Genomic DNA, 24729 nt, shown 5'->3' on the forward strand with positions numbered 1-24729 from the left:
ATGGCAAAGAAGAAGCCCAAGCCGTCCTACCGCGAAACCACGCTTGATGATCTCGTCAGCTCGGGAGTCCAGTACCAGCAGATCGAGCCCGACGCGGCGCCCGAACCAGAACAGAAGCCGCGTTCCTGGGCGCGCGTTGCTGGCGATGTCGGCATCACGGCGCTCAAGGGCGCGATCAGCGTGCCCGAGTCCGTTGTCGGGCTGGCTGACATCCCCACCGGCGGCCGCGTAGGCAAGACGCTGGAGAACATCGGCTTCCGTCCGAAGGAAGCCAAGGCCTTCCTCGACGAGCAGTACTCGGACGAGCAGAAGCAGGCATTCAAGAACGTCAACGACGCCCAGGGCTTCGGTGGCAAGTTCGTTGCCGCGCTACAGAACCCGTCCGTGATCGGCCATACGGTGGTGGAGTCGCTGCCGTCGATGATGGCGGGCGGTGTGGTGGGTCGTGGCGTGATGGCCGCCGCGCCGCGCCGCGCCTTGGCGCCGTCGGCTCCGCCGCAATCGGCGAAGGTGTGGTGGGCGGTGGCAGCGCCGCAGAGCAGATTCGGCAAGAGACTCCCGACGGGCTGCTCACGCCGGCGCAATCTGGGCTTGCTGCGCTGTCTGGTGCTGGTACCGCCGCCTTCGGTGCGCTGGGCAACAAGGTTGCCAAGGCACTCGGGATCCATGACGTCGACATGATGCTGGTGGGCGCGGTGCAGAACCCGGCCACTGCCAAGGGTGTCGTTCGTCGCGTGCTGGAAGGCGCCTTGTCCGAAGGCGTGCTCGAAGAGCTGCCGCAGTCTATTCAGGAGCAGGTGCTCCAGAACGCCGCACTGGGCAAGTCGCTCGATGAAGGCGTGGATCAAGCCGCCGTGTTGGGCCTCTTGAGCGGCGCTGCGATGGGCGGTGGTGCCAATGTGCTTGGCGGCAGGCATCGCGGCCCGGCCGCCAACGAACCGCTCCTGACTCCGCCCCCGGTCCCGCCAGTGCTGGGCCTGCCGGCGCCGACGATCACCGTCGACCAGGCCGGCGTCGCTCAGACCACCGATCAGCGGCAGGCGCTGCGCGAGAGCGTCGCCGCGCGCGTCGGGACCATCTTGGAGCGCGGCCCCCTCACGAAGGCGGCCAACGCTGCGAACGCCGATGTGCTGGATGTCCAACCAAAACCCGCAGGTGCCCTTGCGCGTGCTGCGGCCACCGTCAATCCCGAAGGAATCTCGAATGAAAGTGCGATCGATCAAACGCCGGCTGATGAAGTCAGCCAACAGCTTCCCGGTGCGGGTGGAGCGCAGCTATCGAATGCTGATGCCCCGGCTGTCGAACCCGCAGTGGCTGGCAGCGTGGCGCCGGGCGTGCTGGGCGAAGGGGCGGCCGTCGGCCTTGAGCAAGCTGATGCGCCTGCCGTTGAACAGCTCGCTGCCGCAGAACCTGTAGCGCCAGCAGTCTTCCCGACCTACGAAGCCGCCAACAACTTTCGCCGAGAGCAGAAGGCGCGAGGCGCGACCATCGACGCGCTCCCCGCGCCCGTCGATGGTGGATTCGTGCTGGCTCGTAAGGGCACCGCCGAATACACCGCCGGCGAGGCACTGCGCGACGAGCGCCGCACCGCCAAGGAGCGCGCGGCAGCCGGCATTCTCGATGGCGACATCCTGAATAAGCAGGGCAAGCCGTTCACGATCAAGCTGCCGGCGGTCAATGCCGCGAAGAAGGCGGGCGACGGCCATGAAGTCGTGGCCGTGAAGGGCGGGTTCGTTGTGCGTCCAACTGTTCAGGAATCCTTAACAGTTGCTACCGCGCCGGCCGCCGCGGCTGAGCCAGAAGCCGTGCCGCAGGCTTCCATCGTGGAGCACACCACGGGCCGTGGCAAGGTGCTGCGCGGCGTGGTGCGCACGGACCTCTCCAAGGAAGAGGCGTCGGCCATCGACCCGTATACCTTCAAGAAGGACGGCGGCTGGTTCATTCGCGAGAAGCACGCCTCCGCTGAGCCTGTCGGGTCCGTCGAGTCGTCGGCCCCCGCCGCCGCGGGCGATCTCACAGGCAAGAAGATCGATGGCGAGTGGACCGCCTTCGCGCCCGACTCGGGCACGCGGGGCGTGCCGCGCGCCGACATGCCGCAGATCAAAGCCGAACATCGTGGCGCAATGGTCAATTTCCTGAACGCGCGCGGCATCGCGCACGAGCAGGTCGAGATCCCCGCAACGGACTTGAAGCCAACGCAGGCAGAGTTTTCGCCCGCGCGCGTGGACAAGGCCAAGGCCTTCGAGGGGGGCGACCGATCGATCCTCGTGTCGGCGGATGGGCATGTGCTGGACGGGCACCACCAGTGGCTCGCCAAGCGCGATGCGGGCGAGCCGGTGAAGGCCATCCGCCTGGACGCGCCGATCTCGAAGCTCATCGAAGAGGTCAAGCAGTTCCCCAGCGCGGAGACCTCCGACGGTGCCGCTGCGCCGGCCGTGCCGGCCTCGCGCCCCACCGGCATCCAACCGGATGACGGCCCGGTGCCGAAGAATCCGAAGGGCGAGCACGTTGCCGAGCGCACGCCCGGCCTTTCGGTGCGGCAGGCGGTCAAGGGCACCTACATCGTCTACGACAAGACCGGCAAGGAACTGGCCTCGTTCAGGATGAGCCAGAGCTTCTGGCCTGCGCACATCACCTATGCGGACGGCGTGCAGGCAACCTACGGCATCGAGAACGAGATGCAGGCGTTCGCCGCGCCAATCCGCCAGGCCGAATTGAGCAAGGGCTCGGCGCCCGAGCCCGTGAAGTCACCGAAGACGCCGAAGGGCAACACCATCTTCACCGAGGGCGCAGCGGCCGCCGCACGCGCCCGCATGAAGGCGAAGCTGAGCACGCCGATGAGCGGCATCGACCCCGAGCTGCTGCAGGACGGCATCACGCTGGCGGGCTACCACATCGAGAAGGGCGCTCGCACCTTCGCGGCCTACGCACGCGCCATGCTGGACGACATGGGCGAGGGCATCCGCCCCTACCTCAAGCAGCTGTACATGGCGGTGAAGTTCGACCCGCGCGCCACGGCGCTTGACGGCATGGACGGCGCGGCATCCGTCGAAGCTGTGAATCTGGACAGCATTGAAGCGGCGCCAGCGAGCGCCGATACTGGAGGCAAAGAGAATGGACAAGATGCAACACGCAACCTGGATCGCACAGGCACGGGAGCACTGGAAAGAGCACCTGCCGAAGATGTACGCCCGCCTGGAGAAGGCGGGGACGCTGGAGCACGCGCTGACGGAAGCGGCGGAAGCGACGAGCGAAGCGATGCGGGTGCTGACAGGGCAGGGCGCGACGCATCAGGAAGCGTGGGAGCAGACACGCGAGACTTACCTGTTCCTGCCCGAGGAACCCGAGCAACTGCCAAAGATGAAGGAAACCGAAGGGTACCGCGCGCACCGCGACCTGATGCGCGGGCTGAGCGACTTCGACCCGAATCTTCGGGACTGAACCTCGAGGGCGGGCCCAACCCCGCCCCCAACGCGCCGGCCATTGCGGCGCCACAGGTCGAAGCCAAGGACTTCACGATTGATGACGACCTCGGCCTGGGCGAGGGTGGTCAGAAGACGAAGTTCAAGAACAACGTCGCGGCCATTCGCCTCGTCGCCGAGCTGGATGCCACCGGCCGACTCGCAACCCCCGCCGAGCAGCGCGTGCTTGCGCAGTATGTGGGCTGGGGTGGACTGCCGCAGGCGTTCGACCCTGCCAACGCGGATTGGTCCCGCGAGCACGCTGAACTGAAGGCCCTGCTGTCGGAGCAAGACCTTGCGGACGCCAGGCGTTCCACGCGCTATGCGCACTACACCTCGCGGCCCATCATCGTCGACGGGATCTATGCGGCGCTGCGCCGCTTCGGCTTCACTGGTGGTAAGACGTTGGAGGCCGGCGCAGGTGTCGGCAACTTCATCGGTCTCATGCCCGCCGACATGCGCAGCGCCGGCCGCTTCACTGCCATCGAGCGTGAACCGATCTCCAGCGCCATCGCGCGCCAGCTGTATCCGCGTCAGAACGTCCAACGTGGCGACTTCACCGAGTTCAAGGGCACTGACGCCTATTTCGACGCGGCCGTGGGCAATCCCCCGTTCGCGTCCGACACTCAGACCGACCGCAGCGGCCGCAAGCACCTGTCCGGCTTGAGCCTGCACAACTACTTCTTCGGCAAGGCCGTCGACATGCTGCGCGAGGGCGGAGTGCTGGCGCAGGTGGTCACGAATTCGTTCCTCGATGCGCGGGCCGATGCTGCGCGGCGCTACATCAGCGACCGCACGGTGTTCCTGGGTGCCATCCGTCTCCCGAACAACGCCTTCGCGAAGAACGCCGGCACCGACGTGACCACGGACATCGTGTTCCTGCAGAAGCGCCCCGACTCGGAGATCGGCGGCAAGGCCGCGCGCGCGGATGCCAAGCGCTGGATGGCGACGGGCACCTACACCGATTCCCGCGGCAAGCAGGTTGCCCTCAATCAGTACTTCATCGACAACCCTTCGATGATGCTCGGCGAGTACGGCGCCTTCGGCAGCATGTACGGGCCCGACTTCCCGGCGCTGGTGGCGCGTGAAGGACAAGACACGCTCGCCCTGCTGCGCGAGGCGGTGCAGAAGCTGCCGGAGGGCATCTACAAGTCCATCGCGGACACGGGCAGTGCGTCGCAGGCGCAGGCGGCCGTTGTCGCGCTCAAGAACCCCACGGTGAGCGAAGGCGGCTATTTCCACGAGGGCGAGAAGCTGATGCAGCGGCTGCCCGACCTGGGCGGCGAGGCGCGCGCGGTGGAGATTACGCCGGCGACTCAGTGGACCGAGAAGACCACGCTGGGCGAGAGCGGCTTCGCGCGCATCAAGGCGCTGGCCAGCATGCGCACCACAGTGCGCGGCCTGATCGCCGCCGAAATGGCCGACGACAAGGCGATGGGGCGACTGCGCACCACGCTCAACGCGCAGTACGACGCCTACCGCAAGGATCACGGGCTCATCAACGACCCCAGCACGCTGCGTGTGTTCGACGACGACCCGGACTTTCCGCTGCTGGCATCGCTGGAGCACGGCTACACGCCAGGCATCGGGCCGGTGGCGGCTAAGCGCCAGGGCGTCAAGCCGACGAAGAGCACGGCGAAGAAGGCGCCCATCTTCGAGCGCCGCGTGGTGGCTGCACGCACGGCGGTGCGCAAGGTGGACACGCCCGCCGATGCGCTGGCCGTGTCGATGGCCGAGCGCGGGCGGCTGGATGCCGCCTACATCGGGAAGCTGCTCGGCCGCGAGCCCGACGACGTGCTGCAGGAGCTGAGCACCGGCGACAAGCCGATGCTGTTCCGCGACCCTGCAACCGACGAATACGTGCTCCGCGACGCCTACCTCTCTGGCAACGTGCGGGCGAAGCTGGCGCAGGCCAAGGCCGCCGGCGCGTTCACGAACACCAAGGCCCTTGAGGAAGTGCAGCCGGCAGACGTCGGTGCGCACGAGATCTCGGCGCGCGTGGGCTCGCCGTGGGTGCCGGAAGCCGTCTACGAGGCGTTCGCCGCAGAGCTTTTTGGCGAGGGCACGACCGCAAAGGTGCGGTACCTGAAGCTCAACAGCTCCTACCAGATCGACGTCCGGCCGGGCAACACCGTGGCCTGGAACAACACGTGGGGCACGCCGCACACGAGCGGCGGCGACATCCTCTCGGCCCTATTGAACAACCGGGCCATCAAGGTGACCTACCGGGATTCCGAAGGGAAGACTCATACCAATGTCGAGGCCACCGAGGCGGCCAACGTGAAGGCGACCGAGCTGCGCGACAAGTTCAGCGATTGGCTCTTCAAAGACAGCGACCGCGCCGACACCTTGGTGCGTGCCTACAACGACACCAACAACAACTACGTCACTCGGGTGTATGACGGTTCGATGATGACTTTCCCGGGCAAGGTGCCGGACGACGTTATCAAGTTCCGCCGGCACCAGCGCGACGCGATCGCGCGCACTGTGCAGGACCGCACGGCGCTCTACGATCATGTGGTGGGTGCTGGCAAGACCTTCACGGTGGTGTCTAGCGCGATGGAGCTTAAGCGCACCGGCCTGGCGCACAAGAACATGGTGGCCGTGCCCAACCATCTGGTGAAGCAGTGGGCTGCCGACTTCTATCGCCTGTACCCCGGCGCCAACGTGCTGACCGCGACAAAGAAGGATTTCGAGAAGGCGAATCGGCGCAAATTCCTCGCCAAGATCGCCACGGGCGACTGGGATGCGGTGGTGATAGCGCACTCGTCGTTCAGCTTCATCAAGCCCGCGCCCGAATTTGAGGCCGCCTTCAACCAGCGCGAGGTGGCAAAGATCGTGTCAACCATCAACCTCGTGAGAGAGGGCGATGGCGACGGGCCGCTGAAGAAGCGCACCGTCAAACAGTTGGAAGCGTTGAAGGAGCGTCTTGAGAATCGCGTGAAGGCGCTGCGCGACAAGCCGATGGACGACCTTCTCGACTTTGAGCAGCTGGGCGTCGACCAGCTGTTCGTTGACGAGTTCCACATGTACAAGAACCTGATGTTCAGCACGAAGATGCAGAACGTGCAGGGCTTGGGCGACCCGGCGGGCTCGCAGCGGGCCTACGACATGTACGTGAAGATCAACCAGATCTTCGCGAAGAACGGGCGCGATCAGGGTGTCGTTGCGGCGACCGGCACGCCTGTGTCCAACTCGCTGGCCGAGATGTATCACATGATGCGATACCTCATGCCCGGGAAGATGCAGGAGCTGGGCTTCGAGTCGTTCGACGCCTGGGCCAACACCTTCGCCAGCGTCGAGCAGGTGTGGATGCAAAAGCCGTCGGGCGATGGCTTCAAGGCCTCCAGCCGGATGAGCAATTTCGTCAACACCCCCGAGCTGTTGAAGATGTTCGACCAGGTGTGCGACACCGTGACGATGGACGACATCAAGGCGGCCTATCGTGAGGAAAACGCCGGCGCCGAGTTTCCACTGCCGAAGCTGAAGAACGACCGGCGCACGCCGGTCAGCCTGAACAAGACGCCCGCGCAAGAGGCCTACATGAAGGAGCTTGCTGCGCGCGCCAAGAAGGTCGAGGAACGTCGCGGGCCGCCGAAGAAGGGCGAGGACAACGTGCTCGTCATCATGGGCGACGGGCGCAAGGCCGCGATGGACATTCGCCTTGTCGACCCGACCGTCACCGAGCGCGAGCCCGGTGGCCGCATCGATGCCGCGTCGGACCGAATTCTGGAGCGCTACCAGCGCTTTGCGCCCTGGAAGGGCACTCAGCTGGTGTTCTCCGACCTGGGCACGCCGATCAAGCACGCCAAGACGGAGTTGAAGGAGTACGAGGCGCTGCAGCAGCGCGTCGCGCTCGGCAACGAGGACGTGCAGGCGTCGGCCGCGCTGGGCAATGAATCCGCACTCGCCATCATGGAGGATGCGGAAGCCGCACAGGCAGAACTCGACTCGAAGGGTGGCGACTGGCTGGGTGCGGTGCAGGCAGCGCTGCGCGGCTTCAGCGTCTACGACGACTTGAAGGCCGCGCTGGTGGAGAAGGGCATCCCCGAGAACGAGATTGCCTTCATCCACGACTACAACACCGACGACCAGAAGGCCGCGCTGTTCCGCAAAGTCAACGCCGGCGACATCCGGGTGGTGGTGGGCTCGACCGCGAAGATGGGTGCTGGAACCAACGTGCAGGAGCGCGTGGTTGCCGAGCATCACCTCGATGTGCCGTGGCGACCGTCGGACGTCGAGCAACGCGAGGGCCGCGTCCTGCGGCAGGGCAACGTTCTCATGAACGAGATCCCTGACTTCGAGGTGGAAATTCTGGCCTACGTCACCAAGGACACCTTGGACATGCGCATGTGGCAGACGCAAGAGACGAAGCTGAAGATGATCAATCAGCTGCGCATGCGGAAGGTCGGGCGCGAAGTCGATAACGCTTTCGAGGATCTGGAACTGTCGGCCGGCGAGATGCAGGCGGCGGCCACCGGCAACATCGACCTGCTGCACGAGATCCAGTTGCGCACGGAGGTCAAGAAGCTGGAGCAGCGTGGCCGGGCCTTCTATGCCAGCAAGAACGAACTTGAATCGCGGCGCCGACGCAATGCCGAGCGGTTGGTCGAATTGCCGAAGAAGATGGAGAAGGGGCGAGCGCTGGCGCAGCAGGTCGAGGCCTACCAGGCTGATGCACTTGCCCAGCTGGAGGACTTCAAGGCCACCATCGACGGCACCGAATACACCGATTGGCGTGAGGCCCAGCGCTACCTGCGCGACAAGACCGATGCGACGGTGGAGACTGCCGACAAGGACGGTAACGTCGCGAAGCGCGCAGCACCGATTGACGTCACCATCGACGGCGAGCAATACACGGCGCGCGCGGCGCTGGCGGAGGCCTTCTCCGACATCCGTGGTGACATGGACCCCATCGTGTGGCGCGTGGGCAGCAACGAATACCGCCGGCGCACCCGTATCGGTTCCGCGATTCGCCAAGGGGTGATCGACGCCATCGCCGATCAGCAGGAGAAACCTCTCGGCGCCATCGCCGGCTTCGACGTGGCGGTCGAGGGCTCGCTCGACAAGGGCGGTCTGGTGCTGTTGGACGTGACCCTGAGCCAAGGGGGCAAGGTCGTCGCATCCAATGACGTCAGCATCGCCGACACCGGCAGGGCGCCCGATCAGGTCATCCGCATGGTCGACAACATGCTCAACAGCATGGCCAGCGAGCAGCAGTATCTTGGCGCGCAGCTCGAGCGTGCGCAGAAGGAACAGGCCGACCTCGAAGCGACGGAATCGCAAGGAGATTGGGCCGACGAGCCGAAGCTGGAAGATGCGCGCGCCAAGCACAAGGCGGTGCTGGCCCGCCTGAACGGAAAGGGCAGCCCTACGGCCGCGCCCGCCGTGCCGGACGCGCCGGCTTTCAGCCGCGGCTCAGGGGCGGGCATGACGGTCGACGCGGCGCAGCGCGTTGTCGATGCGATCACGGCGAAGTGGAAGAACGCCCCGCGTGTGGTGGTCGTGCCGGACCTTCAGCATGCCAACGTGCCGAACGAAGTGCGCGACGCCAACACGGCGCAGCGCTCGCAGGGGGCCGGCGGCGAACCCGAAGGCTTCTTCTTCCAAGGTGACGTGTTCATCGTCGCTGGCCAGCTTGCGACCGAAGAGGACGTGGCCCGGGTGTTGTTCCACGAATCGCTGGGGCACTTTGGGTTGCGGGGCGCCTTCGGTGCGGACCTGTTGCCAATCTTGCAACAACTGGCCAGCCTGCGGCGCGCGGAGGTGGCGGCGAAGGCTCGCGAGTACGGGTTGGACATGAACGACCCGCAACACCGTCTCATCGCAGCCGAAGAGGTGCTGGCCGAGCTGGCTCAGACCACTCCTGAACTCGGCTTCGTGCAACGTGCAATCGCAGCCATCCGGTCCTGGCTGCGCCGGAATCTTGCCGCCTACAAGGGCTTGGAACTGAGCGATGCCGAGATCGTGCGCGATTTCATCCTGCCCGCCCGCGGGTGGGTGCAGCGGGGCAAGTCGCCGGCCAAAGCGCCGAGCCTTGCTGCTGCATTCAGCCTGGGCGAATCGGAGGACTCCGCCGCTCTGCGTGAACTGAGCAAGGCCGACGACCTGTTTGCGTTGCCGAGATCGGCAGCTAAGACGGTGGCCGGTGTTGCGGCCGACATCAACGACAAGTTCAAGGTGCGCGAAATGAAGCCGTTCGGTGGGCGCACCGACTACCAGATCACCACCCCCGACGGCAGCAGCGCGCGCCTGATGGTGCGTGACCCGAACCCGTACGGCAAGCAGTTGTACGGCTATGACGTGGTGGATGGCGAACTCAACGGCCAGCTCACCGAGCGGCCGGGCGAGAACCCAGAGGACGTGCCTCCCACGGGCGACGTGTGGATCGACGTGTCGCTGATGAAAGAAGGGGTGTACGGTGCCGAGGTCTACGCGATGGCGGCTGCTTTCGCGCACAACACCGGCCGGATCTTCATCGGCGACCCCGCCGGCCTGAGCGACGTGGCGTTGCGCCGCCGGCTGGAGCAGATGATTTCGAGTGCCTTGAAGTACGGCACCACCGCGCACCTTGCGCCGCATCCCGACCAGGTGAAGGGCGGACAGGGCGTGCCAGCGCTGAAGTGGGTCTACGGAGACCATGCGGGCAACATCGAGCGGATGATTGCCGCGTCGGTGGCCGCGATGGATAATGCTTTCCCGGCGGCCAGCGTGGTCGCGTTCAATCCTCAAGATGGCACATTCTTCCGCACAGACAACGGCCGACCCCTCTCCCGAGGGCAGTTGGCTGTTGGACTTGGAGAATCTCTCAAGCGAGCAAGAAAGAGCCCTGGCAGCATGGCGGGCCGAGCACAGGCGGGTTGGCGCACTGTGGCGCGAAGTGCTGTCTTCAAGTCCCTCCTTCGCGAAGCAGGCGGCGGAGTCGGAAGCTCGGACGGGCGATCCGCTGGCCTTCTGGGAGGGTTACTCGCGCAATCACCCCAACTTGGGGACGCCGAGCCGAGCGACCGAATCTTCTACAGCCGCTCCAAGGCAGCTCAGCCAGACGGCCTGAACGATCCGCGCGATTTCCGCGCGAAGGCGACTCAAGCCGTTTCCGATTTGTTCGACGCCCCCGGCGCTGTTGGGTGGTGGCACAAGACGGTCGGCACCATGCACAACCTCGCGAAGCGCTCGCCGCAGTTCGGCCGCGTGTTCGATGCGGTCCAAACCTTCCTGAGTGACGTGTCGGCCTATGCCACCGAGGCGGCCGATCTGGCTCCCTCGTTGCTGCCGAAGCTGGAGACCTGGCGTGACATCGGCAAGAGCCCGATTTCCGCCGACGACACCAAGGCCATTGCGGCACCGATCTTCGAGGGCACGCTCACCTGGGCGCGCGATGCCGACGGCAAGCTCGTCAAGATGGCCGACCTCGAAGCCCGCTATGCAGCCCTGAGCAGTGAGGACAAGGCGCAGATGCTCCTGCGAAAGCGGCTCGTGTCGCCCGAGCAGTTGCAGCGCTGGCAGGCCTCCGCGCTCGACGTCTACACGGGCGCGGTGAGGAACCGCTTCGAGGCGGCCTTCCTGCAGCCGGGCACGGTGTTCACCGATGCCGAACTCAAGGCGACATTCGGCTCCACCCCGGAGCAGATCCGCCTGTACCGGGAGTTCCGTGCGGCGGTCGACCAAAGCCTCAACCGCGTGACCATCAGCGAGATGCTGCGCTTCGGCGGCAAGGACGTGGCCGCCATGCGCGACATCGCGATGGACTCCGGCTCTGCCGATGTCGCCGGCGTGCTGCTGCGCGATCACCTGCTGGCGATGGCCGAGGAAACGCCTGCACGTGCCGAGGTGCTGATCGACACCGCGAACAAGATGATCGAGAAGGCCGACCGGGCGAAGAGCCTGATTGACCGCGGCTACGCGCCGCTCTCGCGCTTCGGCAACTACACGGTCGACGTGCTGGACGAAGCCGGCGAGCGCGCCTACTTCGGCATGTTTGAGTCGCGGGCCGAGGCCAACCGCATGGCGCGGCGCATGCGCGAGAACTACCCGACCGGCACGATCACCCAGGGCACAGTTTCCCAGCAGGCCTACAAGCTATTCAGCGGAATCACGCCGGAGACGCTTGAGCTGTTCGGCGAAATGGTCGGCTTGGAGTCGCAGGGCGAAGACGCCCAGCACCAGATGTTCCAGCAGTACCTGAAGCTGGCGAAGGCGAACCGCTCGGCCATGAAGCGACTCATCGAGCGCAAGGGCATCGCTGGCTACAACGAAGACGCCGGCCGTGTGCTCGCGGGCTTCATCTACTCCAATGCGCGGCTCACCTCGACCAACCTGCACACGGGCGAGATCAACCAGGCGGCCGCTGACATCCCGAAGACGGATGGCGAGCTGAAGGACATGGCCGTGAAGCTGGCTGACTACGTGCGCAACCCGCAGGAAGAAGCGCAGGCGCTTCGCGGCATGCTGTTCACCCAGTACCTGGGCGGCTCGCTGGCATCGGCGATGGTCAACATGACACAGCCGGTGGCCGTGACCATGCCGTACCTGAGCCAGTGGGGCGGCGCGCTCAAGGCCGCCGGCCGCATGCGCAGTGCGCTGGCCGACGTGTTGAAGAAGTCCACTGGTGACGCTCGACTCGACGCGGCGCTGAAGAAGGCCGAGGAAGAGGGCATCGTTGCGCCGCAGGAGGTGCACCAACTCATGGCGCAGGCACAGGGGCGCGGCGCGCTGCGTGCCGGCGACGGGACCGTGGCCGGCAATCTGAGCGCCAAGGCTCAAAACGTGGTCTCGAAGATCGCGCTGGCGTGGGGCAAGCCCTTCGCGGCCGCCGAGCAATTCAACCGCCGCGTGACCTTCATCGCCGCCTTCCGCACGGCCGTGGCGGAGGGCATCGAGAACCCTGCGCGCTTCGCGGAAGAAGCGATTCGTGACACCCAGTTCGTCTACAACAAGGGCAACAAGCCGCAGTGGGCGCGGGGAGCGATCGGAGGCACGCTGTTCACGTTCAAGCAGTACAGCATCAGCTACATGGAGCTGCTTCATCGGATGGCCACGACCGGCGGCGCCGAGGGCAAGAAGGCTGCGCTGTTCTCGCTCGCCATGCTGTTCCTGATGGGCGGTGCTGGCGGGCTGCCGTTCATGGGCGACGCGGAGGACGTGCTCGACGGCATCATGCAGCGTCTGGGCTACAGCTTCTCGTCGAAGCAGGCCCGCCGGCAGTTCTTCATCGACGTGCTCGGCGCGGACGCCGCGAAGTTCGTGGAGCGTGGTGTCTCTGGCCTGCCAGGCGTGCCCATCGATGTTGCCGGGCGGCTTGGCATGGGTAACCTGATTCCCGGCACCGGCTTGCTGACGAAGAAGCAGGACTATGGGCGCGACGTCGCTGAGATTCTTGGGCCGGCGGGCGATCTCGCGCAGCGCGCGTTCCAAGGCGCGGGCCAAGCGCTGTCAGGCAAGCCGCTCGAAGGTCTGACGACGGCGGCGCCGACGGCCGTGCGCAATGTCGCCAAGGCTTTCGACATGTACCAAACGGGCATGTACCGGGACCAAAAAGGCCGCAAAGTGATCGACTCGGACGGGTACGATGCGCTCGTAAAAGCCATTGGCTTCCAGCCGAGCGCGGTGGCGCAGGTGCAGGAGGCGAACGCCGCTCAACAAGACCTCATTGGTCAAAACAAGTTGATGAAGACTGAACTTGCCGATTCGATGGCTGCAGCCGTTTTCGAGCGCGATCCTGAGAGGCAACAGGACGTGCGCGGTCGCATGTTGGCGTGGAACAAGGCGAACCCGCACAGCCCTGTGACCATCGACATGGCGGGCGTGCGCCGGCGCGTCATTGCGATGCGGCAGTCGAAGGCCGAGCGCATCGAGAAGTCGGCGCCGAAGGCGATCCGCAGCGATGTGCGCGCGGCGCTGCAGGAGGGCGCGGTTTGAACTGGGGCGGCGCGATGGTGGCGATCTCCGCGGTGGGCGTCGCCTTTGCGGCGCACCCCGTCGCCGGCGTCGTCGTGCTTCTTGCGCTGGGGTGGCTCTGGAAGCGAAGCTGACCCCCATTGCAGCGAAGCGGCCTGGCCCTCTATAAACACGGGGCACACCTACCGGGGTAGCGCGGTTCCACAAGGAACCCCATGCCCACTCAATCCACGGCGCCGGCCGTATCCGGCATCCCCATCACTGCGGCGCCTGCTGCGGTTTTCTTGCGCTCGCACGAGTGCGCGGGAGCCAGCTGATGGACAGGGAAGCAATCGAAGTCGGGGTGGCTGCCGTCGCCTCGAAGTCCACCTATGCCGGTGCCGGCACATCGTTTCTCGGATGGCTGCTTTCGAGCGAGTTCACCGTCATTTTCGGCATCGTCGTCGCGCTCGCCGGCCTGGGCGTCAACTGGTACTACAAGGCGAAGGCCGACCGCCGCACCGCCGCAGCGGATCGCCGCGCAGATGACCGCGCGCGTGTCGAGCACGAATTGCGCGTGGCCCGCCTGAAGCGCGGCGAATCCAGCGACACGGGCGCGGGGGATCTGTCGTGAGCGCGCAGCGTGTCCGTATCGCCGTCCTGGCGCTGACGTTGAGCGCTGCGGGCTTCGTTGGCATTGTCAGCCGCGAGGGCTATACCGATCGCGCGGTCATCCCCACCAAGGGTGATGTGCCAACGATAGGTTTCGGCACCACTGAAGGCGTGCAACTCGGCGACACAACGACGCCCGTGGTGGCCATGCGTCGTGCCCTGGCCGACTCGAAGAAGTACGAGGGGGCGCTGAAGCAATGCGTCTCCGCGCCGCTGTACCAAGAGGAATACGACCTCTATGTCAGCTTGGCCTACAACATCGGGGCGTTCAACTTCTGCTCGGGTGGCCGGGCGGGCGGTACGTCCAACATCGTGCGCCGGCTGAACGCGGGCGACTACAGCGGCGCCTGCGATGCCATCCTCGACTGGAAGTACGCGGCTGGCTTTGACTGCTCGACCCCTGGCAATAAGCGATGCGCCGGCGTTTGGGCGGATCGGCAGGCGGCCCAGAAGCAATGCAAGGCGGTGCAGTGATGCCCGACTTTCGCACCCCGATGCTCTGGGCCTTGTGCCTCGGCTTGGCCGCTGCGCTGCTGACGGCAGGTGTCGAGCGCACGCGCGGCGCCAGCGCGCGCACCGATGCGGCCAAGGCTCGGCAGGAGCTGGCTGAATACCGCAGCACGGTGGCCGAGTCCGGCCGCCTGGCCGAGCGCGCGCAGCGCACCCAAGAACAGACCTGGCGCAAGCGCGTCGATGGAGTGATTAAAGATGGCCAACAACAAATTGCAGCTGCCCGCGCTGATGCTGTCCGCGCTGCTGACGCTGAGCGCAGGGTGCGCAAGCAACTCGATACCTTCCGCGCCGCCGTTCGTGCAGCCAGCGCAGAGGCCGGCCCTGCCGGCGGAAGCCCGCCAGCCGAAGCCGCCCTCGATCTGCTTGCCAACCTGCTCGGCGGGAGTGGAGCGGCTCTTGTCGAGCTGGGAAAGTTCGCTGATGGTGCCCACATCGCCGGCAGCATCTGCGAGCGGTACGCCGACGCGGTAGAGCCGGCCGTTACCGCAGCAACGTCGCCATCACCTTGATCGCCTCAGTTGCGGTTGGCGCAGTGTGCGTCGAGCAGGACAGCATGAGGTTCATCGACAGGCCAAAGTCCTCGATTGCTGCCCCGCTGGCGTCCCGCAGCACACCTTGCGTGTCGCGCACTGACTGGACGCGGCTGGCGTAGCTGCGCGGTGGCACGCCGTAGGCCACCACTGGCAGGCCCAGCGCCACGGCAACGCCAACCTCGAACACGGTGCCCGAGTCGGGCTCGATCCCGCGAAATGGGGCGAGGTTGGCGATCACGCCGCGCGCGCTACGCAGGCGCTTCATGTTCTCGCGATAAATGTGTCGGGCAAGCTCTTCGGGCGTCATCTGCTGGCCCACCGGCGCCTGGTCGTCAGATGGCAGTACCGCGCGCAGCTCGTGCGCCTCGCAGATCCGCACCAGCTCCTGCAGGTGTGCAGCGGCATCGACGCGGAACACATCCGGGCCGGCAACGTAGACACGCGGCCAGGAGAGAGGGAGAGGCATCAGGCAAGTATGCAGCGCGAGCCAAGCCGCTCAAATAAAGAAAAGCGCTTCGCCAGTGAAGCGCAGTTTCCAGGGGTCAATCGAGAGGGAGATCGGCATCCTTGGCGATTTGATCCAACGTGTTTTGTCTCTCCCTAGCGGCACGTTCAACCGCATCTTTAGCTGCCTTGTCTGCGAGTGAAAAAGCGTCATGCAGCTCGGAAATCGCTTTCTTATTGAAGCGCATGCCCATGCCGGAAGTGACCGTGCAGCGAATCACGGTGGCTTCGACAAAGTTCACTTTGAACCCATTCGGGAGCTTTGCGGTCCGCAGAACCTCTGGCGAAATCGGATCTTGAACGTTGAACGCTACCTCGTTCGAGTTCGCTGTGTGCACGCGATTTACTGAAACAATCTTCATTGGGCGTCGACTCGATGAAAAATGAGCATGGTAGCGTGGCCTGATGTGGGAACAGCAGTCCTGCAGGCCGCGCCGGATCGAGGTCGAAAAGCTGCTAAACTTCCCATCAACACCGCTGCAGCCCGCGTCGTTGTTGGCTTGACGCCACAGATTGTGATTCTGGTCGTCGTGGGTTCGAGTCCCATCAGCCACCCCAAAATATCTCCTTTGCGCTATTGCTCAATAGCATTCAAAGGATTGCACCGCCGGGCTTGTCCCGGCGTTGTCATATCTGGCTATCGCTTCTGACAGCGCGCCGCATACTCTCTTTCTCCCCTCGCCCGTATATAAATGCCCAAATTGGTGCGCTTTACGTTGCGCGCTGTTGCATTAACCCAATGAATCGCCAATTTTTTCTCCGGGCGACATGCTTGTGGCAAATGTAAACTGAATTAAAATCCACTCGTTTTCAATTTCTGGAGTCCAAAAATGGCTTCGACCCTCGCCGATATCAATTCCCAGATCAAGAAGCACGATGAGCTGATCGCGCAATTGCGCAAGCAGGCTGAAGACCTGCGCAACCATGAACGCGCTGGCGTGATCGAGGAGTTGCGCAAGAAGATCGCCGAATACGGTTTGACGGCCTCCGATCTGAAACTCGCGGGTCGTGTGGGCGCGGTCAAACGCAGCGCCAGCGCAGCGCCAGCCAAGGCGGCCGCCAAATACCGTGGCCCGACAGGCGAAACCTGGTCAGGTGGCCGTGGCCGCAAGCCGCGCTGGGTGACCGAAGCATTGGCTGCCGGCAAGTCGCTTTCCGATTACGAGATCAAGTAAGTGCCTCGACCGGAACTGGGCACGTGCCCAATAAAAAAGCCCGCATGAGCGGGCTTTTTTATTGGGTGTCGGCGTGCTGTGCGCTCAGTTCACCATGACAAGTTTTCCTTTGACGCCGCGCGAACCCATGTGGGCATACGCTGCTTTCAATTCCGCCATCGGCATGGTGCTGTCGATCACGGGCTTGATCTTTCCCTGACCGTACCACTGCGCCAATTCGGCCATCATCTGCGCATTGGCCTTGGGTTCGCGCTTGGCGAAATCGCCCCAGAACACACCCACCAGCGAAGCGCCTTTCAACAGCGTCAGATTCAATGGCAGCGACGGAATCGGCCCCGATGCAAAACCCACTACCAAATAGCGGCCGCGCCAACCGATCGAGCGAAAAGCCGGCTCTGCAAAATCGCCACCCACCGGGTCGTAAATCACGTCCGGCCCCTTGCCGTCGGTTGCGGCCTTGATGGCATCGCGAAAACCGTTGGGCAGGGCGTGTGTCGTGTAGTTGATGGTGGCATCGGCGCCAATGGAGCGGCAAAGCTCGCATTTCTCATCGGTGGACGCGGCCGCAATGACTTTGGCGCCGGCAGCCTTTGCAATCTGAATGGCTGCCGTGCCCACGCCGCCGGCCGCGCCGAGCACCAGCACTGTTTCTCCGGCCTTGAGTTGGGCGCGGTCCATCAGTGCGTGCCATGACGTCGCGTAAATCATGATGAATGCCGCCGCGTCGACGTAGCCAAAGCCCTCGGGCAGCGGCATGCACAGCGCGGCAGGCGCCAGCGTGTGGGTGCCAAAGCCGCCCGTGCCCGACAGGCAGGCCACGTTCTGCCCGACCTTGAGATGCGTGACGCCTTCACCGACTGCCTGAACGACGCCTGCATATTCGGAGCCCGGCACGAAGGGCAGCGGCGGCTTCATCTGGTACTTGTTCTGCACGATCAGCAGATCGGGGAAATTCAGGCTGGCTGCCTTGATTTCGATCAGCACCTGGCCCGGGCCCGGGTTGGGTGTCGGCAGTTCCTTCCAGGTCAGCGCGTCGACGCCAATGGGGTTTTCGCAAAGCCATGCGTGCATGCTCGGGTCTCCTTCGGGTGGGTAATGTTGGGGCAATGACTGCGGGCGATGATAGGGGGCGCGGCGGGGTGTCCTTGTCCCTGCTGCGACGCACCCGACGCCTACAATCCGGTGCACCCAGAGGCACCATGAAGATACTTATTTCCAATGACGATGGCTTTCAGGCGCCCGGCATCGTCGCGCTGCATGACGCGCTCAAGGACATCGCCGATGTCGAGGTGGTTGCACCCGAGCACAACAACAGCGCCAAGTCGAATGCGCTGACACTGGCCGCGCCGTTGTACGTGCGTGAAGCCCACAACGGCTTTCGCTATGTGACCGGCACGCCGGCCGATTGCGTGCACATCGCGCTCAAGGGCCTGCTCGACTATCGGCCCGACCTGGTGGTCTCCGGCATCAACAACGGCGCCAACATGGGCGACGACACCATCTATTCAGGCACGGTCGGCGCGGCCATGGAGGCCTATCTGTTCGGCATTCCCGCCATTGCGTTCTCTCAAATAGAGAAGGGCTGGGCGCATGTGGATGCGGCGGCCCAGGTCGCGAGGCGGCTGGTGCAGCAGATCGAACGCGAGCGCATGCTCGGCGGCGCCGCCTTCCTGCTCAATGTGAATGTGCCGAACCGGCCTTTCGACGAGCTGAAGCCCGTCAAGGTCTGCAGGCTCGGCCGTCGCCACTCCGCGGAAAAAGTGATCACCCAGGACAGTCCGCGTGGCGAGACCATGTACTGGATCGCGGGCGCCGGCAGCGCCAAGGACAGCGGCGAGGGCACCGACTTTCATGCCACCGCAGCCGGCCACATTGCCTTGACACCGTTGCAAATTGACCTGACCGACCATGCCAACCTCGGGCAATGGCGCGAGACCGTGGCCCGTCTCGGCAACTGACATGGCCACGCAACGGCCCAGCTTTCCGGTTCGCCTGACCCCCACCGCTTCGGCCGCCACGCGCGGGCGCATGCCTGCCGTGCCGGTCAAGCCCATGGTGCCGACCACGCCTTCGATGGCTTCCGATGCCGTGCGCGCACGCATGGTCCAGAAGCTCGCGGCCCAGGGCATTTCCGATCCGCGCGTGCTGCGTGCGATGAGCGCGGTGGACCGGCATCGCTTTGTCGACAGCGCGCTGGTCAACCAGGCGTATGAAGACACGAGCCTGCCGATCGGCCTGGGGCAGACCATCTCGAAGCCCAGTGTGGTAGCTCGCATGATCGAGTTGCTGCTGGGAGCGCCCGCGCTGGCCGGCAAGCCGCAGGAGCGGTTGGGCCGCGTGCTCGAAATCGGCACCGGCTGCGGCTATCAGGCGGCCGTGCTGAATCAGGTGGCCACAGAGGTCTACAGCATCGAGCGCTTGCGCGGCCTGCATGAGCGCGCTCGCGCCAATCTGCGGCATTTCAGGCTGGCCACGGTGCACCTGATGCTGGGCGATGGCATGGTCGGCTATGCCAAGGGCGCGCCTTATGCCGGCATCATTGCGGCCGCCGGCGGCGAAGCCGTGCCGGAGGCCTGGATCACGCAGCTTGCCGTGGGCGGGCGCATCGTGGCCCCGACCCATTCAGCGAGTGGTGGTCAAGCCCTTGTCGTCATCGACAAGACCCCCCGGGGGCTGGAGCGGCTCGTTCTTGAGGCGGTCCACTTTGTCCCCCTAAAATCAGGCATCGCTTGAAGGAATAACAAATGCAGGGTTTTGGCAATCGGAGTTGGTTCGCTGGCGTCACGTTGGCCGTTGTGCTCGTGATCGCGGGCTGCGCCGCACCGCGTGGGCCGGCGCCAGTCGAAGACCGCGGCACCATGACACGCGCACCGAGCGCGACAGTGCCTGGTGGCCCGCCCATCACCACCGACGCCAACGGCAAGCCGCTCGCCGGTATCGAGAACTACGGCAAGCCCGGCTACTACGCGGTGCGCCCCGGCGATTCGATCCGCCGCATCGGCAACGAGACGGGCCAGCGCTGGCAAGACATCGTTCGCTGGAACAACATCGAGAACCCGGACCTGATCGAAGTCGGTCAGGTGCTGCGCGTGATTCCTCCGACGGGCTCGGGAACAGCTGTCGCCGCGGCGCCTTCGGGCTCTGAAGGCGCGGTCACGAAACCAGTGGCACCGCCGCCTGCCATCGTGCCCTCTACACCCGCCAGCGGTGCGAGCAAGCCACCGGCTGCGGTTACCGCTTCTCCAGCGGGTCCGGGCAGCAACGGCAATTCGGGTGATGAAGACCTCGGTTGGATCTGGCCTGCCAGCGGCTCGCTGATCGCGGGCTTCGATGAAGCCAAGAACAAGGGCTACGACATCAGCGGCAAGGCGGGCGACCCCGTGCTGGCCGCCGCCGATGGCCGCGTGGTCTATGCCGGCGCCGGCCTGCGCGGCTATGGCAACCTGATCATCCTGAAGCACAACAACACCTACCTCACAGCGTATGCGCACAACCAGACGCTGCTCGTGAAGGAAGACCAGTCGGTTCAGAAGGGCCAGAAGATCGCCGAAATGGGCAATAGCGATGCAGATCGCGTGAAGCTGCATTTCGAGATTCGCCGTCAAGGCAAGCCCGTCGATCCTTCGCGTTACCTGCCCGGCCGGTGATGCCATGGCTGCCCCGCGCCCCCGTCGCACGCTGCCAGTGCGCGGGCTGGCGGGTCGGGGCAGTCCATCCCTTTCTTCTTCTCGCGACAAGACCCCCCAGGACGAAGGCTCGCTCCCGGTAGAGGGCGTTGTCGACCTTTCGGCCACGAACACCACGCCGACCCAAGGCGTCATGGCCGACTCGATCGGTGGCGAAGGTGCCGACGCATTGACCATCTACCTGCGCCAGGTCCGGCGTACCGAACTCTTCACGCCCGCCGAGGAATACCAGGCCGCATGTGCCGCACGAGCCGGCGATTTCGCGGCACGGCAGTCGATGATCGAGCACAACCTGCGGCTCGTGGTCAACATTGCCAAGAGCTACCTCGGGCGCGGTGTGCCACTGTCGGACCTCATCGAAGAGGGCAACCTCGGGCTGATGCACGCCATCACCAAGTTCGAGCCCGAGCGGGGTTTTCGCTTTTCCACGTATGCGACCTGGTGGATTCGCCAATCCGTCGAGCGCGCCGTCATGACGCAAGCGCGTGCGATCCGACTGCCGGTTCATGTGGTGCGCGAGCTGCAACAGGTGCTGCGCGCTCGCCGCGTGCTCGAAAGCGACGCGGAATTTCTCGCCCATCGTCCCGATGGCGTGCGCGTGGAAGACATCGCCGCGCTGCTTGGCCGCGAAGTGCAGGCCGTGGCCGATCTGTTGGCGCTCGCCGAGGCCCCGCGCTCGCTGGATGCGGGCGATGCGCGTGGAGACGAAGGCTTCACACTCGCCGACACCGTGGCCTCCGATGACGAGCAAGGCAACCCGACCGGCGTGACGCAGGCGCACGAGGTGGAGCGGCTGCTCGACCAGTGGGTCCATGCCCTTGATGCGCGCGAGCGTGAGGTACTGGAGGGACGCTACGGCCTGCATGACCGGGAGCCCGAAACACTCGAGGTGCTGAGCGTTCGCCTGGGCCTCACGCGCGAGCGCGTCAGGCAGATCCAGAACGAGGCCCTCGCCAAGATGCGACGGCAACTGGCGCGCTCGGGCATCGGTCGGGATGCGCTGTTCTAGTCGCGCGAGAGGTGCGCGCTGCTGCGCGGCAAGACCACCCGGCCGCGCTGAGACAATCGGGGCATGACGGAACCCATCGAAGAAAAGAAAACCCCCACGAATCCCGGCGAAGAATGGCTGCAGGTCGAGTCGCTGGACCTCGACGCGCAGGGCGTTGCGCACAAGGCCGACGGCATGGTCGTCTTCATCGAGGGCGCATTGCCTTTCGAGGAAGTGCAGTTCAGCGTCCATCGCCGCAAGAACAATTGGGAGCAAGGCACGGTCACGGCCATCCGGCGCGAGTCGTCGCAGCGGGTGCGCCCGGGCTGCCCGCATTTCGGCCTCCACACGGGCGCTTGTGGCGGTTGCAAGATGCAGCATCTGGACGCGGCGGCGCAGGTGGCCGTGAAGCAGCGTGCGCTGGAAGACAACCTGTGGCACCTGGGCAAGGTGCGCCCGGACAACGTCCTGCGGCCGCTCGAAGGACCGGCTTGGCACTACCGCTACCGCGCGCGGCTGTCGGTGCGCCATGTGGTCAAGAAGGGCACGGTGCTGATCGGCTTTCATGAGCGCAAGAGCCGCTACCTTGCCGACATGCAGGTGTGCCCGGTGTTGCCGAAGCAGATCAGCGAGATGCTGATGCCCTTGCGCGCGCTGATCGGCTCGATGGACGCTCGCGAAACCTGTCCGCAGATCGAACTGGCTTGCGGCGACGCACCGGGCTCCACGGCGCTCGGCACGATCGCGTTGGTGCTCCGGCACCTGGAGCCGCTGTCGCAGGCCGACATCGGCCGGCTGAAGGCTTTTGCAGCGGCAAACGAAGGCGTTCAGTGGTGGCTGCAGGCCAAGGGGCCGGACACGGTGAAGCTGCTGGAGGAGGGGGGCGCGCAACTGGCGTACCGGCTGCCTGAGTTCGGCGTCACGATGCCGTTCAAGCCCACCGATTTCACGCAGGTCAATCCGCACATCAACCGGGCGCTGGTGGGCAAGGCGTTGCGCCTGCTCGACGTGCAGCCTGAAGAACGGGTGATCGACTGGTTCTGCGGGCTCGGCAACTTCACGCTGCCTCTGGCGAGCAAGGCGCGCGAGGTGCTGGGCATCGAGGGTAGCGACACGCTGGTGGCGCGCGCGGCCGACAACTTCAAGAAGAATCAGCCCGCAACGGCCGCACGCCGTGCGCTATCTGCTACTAAATTTGTAGCGCGCGACCTGTTCGAGATGACGCCGGCCATGCTGGTGGCAGACGGCAGCGCGGACAAATGGCTGGTCGACCCGCCGCGCGAAGGCGCCTTCGCGCTCGCCAAGGCCATGGCCGATCTTCATCAGCAGCCTGAGTTGCGCACCGATGGCTGGACGCCACCAAAGCGCATCGTGTATGTGAGCTGCAATCCGTCGACGCTGGCGCGTGATGCAGGGTTGCTGGTGCATCAGGCGGGCTATCGCTGCACTTTCACGGGAGTGGTCAACATGTTTCCGCACACGGCGCACGTCGAGTCGATTGCGGTGTTCGAGCTGGAATGAAAAAGGGCCCCTCGCGGGGCCCTTTCTCTTGGTCGGTGAGTGTCGGTGTCAGTCGCGCTCGCCACCGAAGATGCCCAACAGCGCCAGCAGGCTCTGGAAGACATTGAACAGGTCGAGGTACAGGGCCAGCGTGGCGGTGATGTAGTTGGTTTCGCCGCCGTCCATGATCTGCTTCAGGTCATAGAGCATGTAGGCCGAGAAGATGCCGATGGCAGCCACCGAGATGACCAGCATGCCGGTGCTCGAGCCGACGAAGATGTTGATGATGGCGCCGAACATCAACACCATCGCGCCGACGAACAGGAACTTGCCCATGCCCGACAAGTCGCGCTTGATGACCGTGGCCAGCGTGGCCATCACGAAGAACACGCCAGCGGTGCCGCCGAAGGCCGTCATGATGAGTTCCGAGCCGTTCTTGAAGCCGAGAACCATCGCGATCAGGCGCGACAGCATCAGGCCCATGAAGAAGGTGAAGGCCAGCAGCACGGGTACGCCGGCGGCGGAATTCTTCGTCTTCTCGATGGCGAACATGAAGCCGAAGGCGCCGCCCAGGAAAACCATGAGGCCCAGCCCGCCGGTGAGCGAGCGTGTCATGCCGGTGCTGACGCCAACCCAGGCGCCCAGCACGGTGGGCAGCAGGCTCAGCGCAAGCAGCCAGTAGGTGTTGCGCAGCACACGTTGGCGCTCAGCCTGCGGCAGCGCCTGGCCGTAGCCGGTGGAAGTGTCGAGACTGGTGACGCGGTCGTTCATGGCCGGAGCTCCTGTGGTTGCTGCAATGACGCAGTTGGGCGCATTCTAGGGGGCTGCAAGTGCAGGTTATCGGAAAGATCGCAAGAGGGATGTTCACGGGCGCCGCAGGCACCTCTGGCGACATGGCCGTTATGCTGTCGGGTTTTTACGCAACCTGAGCTCACCATGAAGACCAAATCATTCCTCGAACTTGCCGACGTCAAGGCCATTGCCGCAGCGGCCGAAGCCGAGGCTCTGAAGAACAACTGGGCCGTGACCATCGCCATTTCGGACGATGCGGGCAACCTGCTCTGGCTGCAGCGCCTCGACGGCGCCGCGGCGCTGTCTTCGCACATCGCCCCTGCCAAGGCTCACACGGCGGCCATGGGACGGCGCGAAAGCAAGGTCTACGAAGACATCATCAATGGTGGCCGCACAGCGTTCCTGACGGCACCTGCAGTGCAGGGGCTGCTCGAAGGCGGCGTGCCGATCGTGAAGGACGGCCACGTGATTGGTGCAGTCGGCGTGAGCGGCGTGAAGTCGAACGAAGACGCACAGATCGCCAAGGCAGGCATCGCCGCTCTGGGCCTCTGAGCTTTCTCACGCACAAAGCAAAACGCCGACTTCGAAGTCGGCGTTTTTGTTTGGCGTTCAGCGTGAAAAAAAGCTTGGCTAGTCGGCGAACCGTTGGCTAGCAAAAAACGACCCTTCGGAGATAAATCTCCTTGAGTCGCCCCACGATGAAACTTGCGCGAGGGGCGGGCTGAATGACCTACTTGGTCAGGATCAGCTTGCCGAGTTTGGTGGCTTGAAGCCGGTAAAGCGAGCCGTTGTGCATGATGCCCACGGTCTTGCTTCCCTTGAGAAGCTCCGTGCTTTCAACCATTGGCGCCGGACGCGTTGCCTGGATGGACGCATGGCCGCCGCCCGATTGGTCGAGCGAAGGATGGTTCAGAACAGAAAAGGCATTCGGTGTGGCTGGCATCTGGAGTTCCCTTATCGAAGCGATGAGTGAATGATAATGATTCGCAATAAAAAGTCAATCGCCGCGATCAACTTTTTTTAATCGCG

At 64.7% G+C, this 24729-nt stretch carries 17 protein-coding genes; 12 read left to right on the forward strand and 5 right to left on the reverse strand.

The genetic code is table 11. From position 1 onward, the window contains the following. The 5 genes from H7F35_RS23245 to H7F35_RS23265 all read left to right on the forward strand — a co-directional run bounded on the left by H7F35_RS23245 (position 1) and on the right by H7F35_RS23265 (position 15031). A complete protein-coding gene (locus H7F35_RS23245; RefSeq protein ID WP_187108930.1) occupies positions 1–681 on the forward strand; it encodes a hypothetical protein in 681 nt (226 codons plus the stop codon). Further along, positions 678–13379, forward strand: a complete 12702-nt coding sequence (locus tag H7F35_RS23250; protein ID WP_187108931.1) for a PLxRFG domain-containing protein — start codon at positions 678–680, stop codon at positions 13377–13379. Before H7F35_RS23245 ends, H7F35_RS23250 begins: the two co-directional genes overlap by 4 nt. Positions 13380–13674: 295 nt before the next feature. Further along, a complete protein-coding gene (locus tag H7F35_RS23255; RefSeq protein WP_187108932.1) occupies positions 13675–13971 on the forward strand; it encodes a holin in 297 nt (98 codons plus the stop codon). After that, positions 13968–14483, forward strand: coding sequence for a glycoside hydrolase family protein (locus H7F35_RS23260; protein WP_222621964.1), 516 nt, complete (start codon positions 13968–13970; stop codon positions 14481–14483). Before H7F35_RS23255 ends, H7F35_RS23260 begins: the two co-directional genes overlap by 4 nt. Further along, on the forward strand, positions 14483–15031 hold the full coding sequence (locus tag H7F35_RS23265; protein ID WP_187108933.1) for a DUF2514 family protein: 549 nt from the start codon (positions 14483–14485) through the stop codon (positions 15029–15031). Before H7F35_RS23260 ends, H7F35_RS23265 begins: the two co-directional genes overlap by 1 nt. Here the strand turns inward: H7F35_RS23265 and H7F35_RS23270 are convergent. Both H7F35_RS23270 and H7F35_RS23275 read right to left on the reverse strand, forming a co-directional pair. Continuing rightward, positions 15003–15521, reverse strand: coding sequence for a nucleoside 2-deoxyribosyltransferase (locus tag H7F35_RS23270; RefSeq protein ID WP_187108934.1), 519 nt, complete (start codon positions 15519–15521; stop codon positions 15003–15005). The genes H7F35_RS23265 and H7F35_RS23270 overlap by 29 nt on opposite strands. Before the next feature lie 76 nt (positions 15522–15597). After that, complete coding sequence (locus H7F35_RS23275; RefSeq protein ID WP_187108935.1) at positions 15598–15921, reverse strand: hypothetical protein; 324 nt, start codon at positions 15919–15921, stop codon at positions 15598–15600. A gap of 468 nt (positions 15922–16389) precedes the next feature. Here H7F35_RS23275 and H7F35_RS23280 point away from each other — a divergent pair, with 468 nt between their 5' ends. Then, on the forward strand, positions 16390–16734 hold the full coding sequence (locus tag H7F35_RS23280) for an H-NS family nucleoid-associated regulatory protein (protein ID WP_187108936.1): 345 nt from the start codon (positions 16390–16392) through the stop codon (positions 16732–16734). An 84-nt stretch (positions 16735–16818) separates the two neighbouring features. Here H7F35_RS23280 and H7F35_RS23285 read toward each other — a convergent pair whose 3' ends face one another. Next, positions 16819–17805 (reverse strand): NADPH:quinone oxidoreductase family protein, encoded by a 987-nt coding sequence (locus tag H7F35_RS23285; protein WP_187108937.1) that lies wholly within the window; start codon positions 17803–17805, stop codon positions 16819–16821. Positions 17806–17933: 128 nt separating this feature from the next. On the opposite strand from H7F35_RS23285, the gene surE reads away from it, so the two are divergent. The 5 genes from surE (at position 17934) to rlmD (ending at position 22929) form a co-directional block, all read left to right on the forward strand. After that, the gene (gene surE / locus H7F35_RS23290) at positions 17934–18692 is read left to right on the forward strand and encodes a 5'/3'-nucleotidase SurE (protein WP_187108938.1); all 759 of its coding nucleotides are present in this window, start codon (positions 17934–17936) and stop codon (positions 18690–18692) included. Between the two features lies 1 nt (position 18693). Then, the gene (locus tag H7F35_RS23295; RefSeq protein ID WP_187108939.1) at positions 18694–19467 is read left to right on the forward strand and encodes a protein-L-isoaspartate(D-aspartate) O-methyltransferase; all 774 of its coding nucleotides are present in this window, start codon (positions 18694–18696) and stop codon (positions 19465–19467) included. 11 nt (positions 19468–19478) lie between these two features. Beyond that, complete coding sequence (locus H7F35_RS23300; protein WP_187108940.1) at positions 19479–20381, forward strand: peptidoglycan DD-metalloendopeptidase family protein; 903 nt, start codon at positions 19479–19481, stop codon at positions 20379–20381. Between the two features lie 4 nt (positions 20382–20385). Then, entirely contained in the window at positions 20386–21429 is a 1044-nt protein-coding gene (locus tag H7F35_RS23305) for a sigma-70 family RNA polymerase sigma factor (protein WP_187108941.1), read from the forward strand. 63 nt (positions 21430–21492) lie between these two features. Beyond that, on the forward strand, positions 21493–22929 hold the full coding sequence (gene rlmD / locus H7F35_RS23310) for a 23S rRNA (uracil(1939)-C(5))-methyltransferase RlmD (protein ID WP_187108942.1): 1437 nt from the start codon (positions 21493–21495) through the stop codon (positions 22927–22929). A 48-nt stretch (positions 22930–22977) separates the two neighbouring features. Here the strand turns inward: rlmD and H7F35_RS23315 are convergent, their stop codons facing one another. Then, positions 22978–23679, reverse strand: a complete 702-nt coding sequence (locus tag H7F35_RS23315) for a Bax inhibitor-1/YccA family protein (RefSeq protein WP_187108943.1) — start codon at positions 23677–23679, stop codon at positions 22978–22980. A gap of 165 nt (positions 23680–23844) precedes the next feature. Here H7F35_RS23315 and H7F35_RS23320 point away from each other — a divergent pair, with 165 nt between their 5' ends. Further along, on the forward strand, positions 23845–24252 hold the full coding sequence (locus H7F35_RS23320) for a GlcG/HbpS family heme-binding protein (RefSeq protein WP_093236987.1): 408 nt from the start codon (positions 23845–23847) through the stop codon (positions 24250–24252). 178 nt (positions 24253–24430) lie between these two features. Here H7F35_RS23320 and hemP read toward each other — a convergent pair whose 3' ends face one another. Continuing rightward, positions 24431–24643, reverse strand: a complete 213-nt coding sequence (hemP, locus tag H7F35_RS23325) for a hemin uptake protein HemP (RefSeq protein ID WP_056520696.1) — start codon at positions 24641–24643, stop codon at positions 24431–24433. Between the last annotated feature and the right edge of the window lie 86 nt (positions 24644–24729).

Source organism: Variovorax sp. PAMC26660 (assembly GCF_014302995.1).
GTDB lineage: Bacteria > Pseudomonadota > Gammaproteobacteria > Burkholderiales > Burkholderiaceae_C > Variovorax.

Excerpts from the sequence above, each read along its gene's own strand:
- H7F35_RS23280 (WP_187108936.1), top strand. The coding sequence starts at position 16,390 with ATGGCTTCGACCCTCGCCGATATCAATTCCCAGATCAAGAAGCACGAT.
- H7F35_RS23275 (WP_187108935.1), bottom strand. The coding sequence starts at position 15,921 with ATGAAGATTGTTTCAGTAAATCGCGTGCACACAGCGAACTCGAACGAG.
- H7F35_RS23265 (WP_187108933.1), top strand. The coding sequence starts at position 14,483 with ATGCCCGACTTTCGCACCCCGATGCTCTGGGCCTTGTGCCTCGGCTTG.
- surE (WP_187108938.1), top strand. The coding sequence starts at position 17,934 with ATGAAGATACTTATTTCCAATGACGATGGCTTTCAGGCGCCCGGCATC.
- H7F35_RS23320 (WP_093236987.1), top strand. The coding sequence starts at position 23,845 with ATGAAGACCAAATCATTCCTCGAACTTGCCGACGTCAAGGCCATTGCC.
- hemP (WP_056520696.1), bottom strand. The coding sequence starts at position 24,643 with ATGCCAGCCACACCGAATGCCTTTTCTGTTCTGAACCATCCTTCGCTC.
- H7F35_RS23255 (WP_187108932.1), top strand. The coding sequence starts at position 13,675 with ATGGACAGGGAAGCAATCGAAGTCGGGGTGGCTGCCGTCGCCTCGAAG.
- H7F35_RS23300 (WP_187108940.1), top strand. The coding sequence starts at position 19,479 with ATGCAGGGTTTTGGCAATCGGAGTTGGTTCGCTGGCGTCACGTTGGCC.
- rlmD (WP_187108942.1), top strand. The coding sequence starts at position 21,493 with ATGACGGAACCCATCGAAGAAAAGAAAACCCCCACGAATCCCGGCGAA.
- H7F35_RS23285 (WP_187108937.1), bottom strand. The coding sequence starts at position 17,805 with ATGCACGCATGGCTTTGCGAAAACCCCATTGGCGTCGACGCGCTGACC.
- H7F35_RS23245 (WP_187108930.1), top strand. The coding sequence starts at position 1 with ATGGCAAAGAAGAAGCCCAAGCCGTCCTACCGCGAAACCACGCTTGAT.
- H7F35_RS23270 (WP_187108934.1), bottom strand. The coding sequence starts at position 15,521 with ATGCCTCTCCCTCTCTCCTGGCCGCGTGTCTACGTTGCCGGCCCGGAT.
- H7F35_RS23315 (WP_187108943.1), bottom strand. The coding sequence starts at position 23,679 with ATGAACGACCGCGTCACCAGTCTCGACACTTCCACCGGCTACGGCCAG.
- H7F35_RS23250 (WP_187108931.1), top strand. The coding sequence starts at position 678 with ATGATGCTGGTGGGCGCGGTGCAGAACCCGGCCACTGCCAAGGGTGTC.
- H7F35_RS23295 (WP_187108939.1), top strand. The coding sequence starts at position 18,694 with ATGGCCACGCAACGGCCCAGCTTTCCGGTTCGCCTGACCCCCACCGCT.
- H7F35_RS23305 (WP_187108941.1), top strand. The coding sequence starts at position 20,386 with ATGGCTGCCCCGCGCCCCCGTCGCACGCTGCCAGTGCGCGGGCTGGCG.